1 protein-coding gene is annotated in these 1,120 nt (G+C 60.8%); it reads right to left on the reverse strand.

Annotation, left to right across the window (positions count from 1 at the left end):
• Window positions 1–35: 35 nt before the first annotated feature.
• Complete coding sequence (locus BLW02_RS19440; RefSeq protein ID WP_092701795.1) at window positions 36–1,070, reverse strand: IS30 family transposase; 1,035 nt, start codon at window positions 1,068–1,070, stop codon at window positions 36–38.
• Between the last annotated feature and the right edge of the window lie 50 nt (window positions 1,071–1,120).

Here is a 1,120-nt window from a genome sequence, read left to right on the forward strand (position 1 = left end):
GGCGGATTCAAAAGTGAAGTGCAACACCCTGGGTTTCAATGAACGAGGGTGGAGTGCTGCGGGCTGTTGATCAGCAACTCGCGGTATACGGCCAGTGGTGATCGTACCCCCAGTCCTTTTCTGGGGCGGTTGTTGATTTCATCGGCAATCGCATCGAGCTGTTCCTGGCTGTAGATGCTCAGGTCCGTCCCCTTGGGCAGGTACTGGCGCACCAGGCCATTCATGTTTTCGTTGGAGCCCCGCTGCCAGGGGCTGTGTGGATCGCAGAAGTACACCGCTATGCCCGTCTGCTCGCTGAGCTTCTTGTGCATGGCCATCTCCCTGCCCTGGTCGTACGTCATGCTCAGACGCATCGGTTGGGCAATGCCCAGCAACTTGTCCGTGAAGGCCTGCAAGACGTTGGCGGCACTGGCTGGTTTGAACTCAGGGAGCTTGACCAGCATCACCAGCCGGCTGGTGCGCTCCACCAAGGTTCCCACCGCACTGGCATTGCCTTCGCCCTTGATGAGATCGCCCTCCCAGTGCCCAGGGAACTGGCGGTCTTCAATCTCGGGCGAACGCACATGGATGCTCAGCATGTCGGGGATCTGGCCTCTGCGGTCTTTGCCTTTGCTTCGCGGCAGCCGCTTGTTGTGGGCGTGGCGCAGGGTGGCGATCAGCTCCTTGCGCAACTCGCCCACGGGCATGGCATAAATGCAGTTGTAGATGGTCTCGTGTGACACGCGGTACTCATGGCCGGGGGGATACAAGCGTGCCAGTGTCAGGGCAATCTGCTCGGGTGACCAGCGAAGCCGCAGCAGATGAACAACCAGAGCCCACAGGATCGAATCGGGGTGCAGTTTGACCGCAGGCCTGGCGCCGCGCCTGCGCTGCAGGCTCAGGCACTGGGCTTGGGCGCTGCTATAGCCAGATGAATAGGCGTTGCGCTTCAGTTCCCGGCTGATGGTGGCGGGCGAGCGTTGCAATTGCCGTGCAATCGCACGTACGCCCTGGTTCTGCTGCTTCAGGCTGGCGATGGTGGCGCGGTCTTCAGGCTGGAGCTGGCGGTACTGCGAAGGGGAGGAGTGCATCTGCTGACCTTACAGGTTGGCAGGTGTTGCACTTCACTTTTGAATCCGCC

The organism is Acidovorax soli, assembly GCF_900107605.1.
GTDB lineage: Bacteria > Pseudomonadota > Gammaproteobacteria > Burkholderiales > Burkholderiaceae_C > Acidovorax > Acidovorax soli.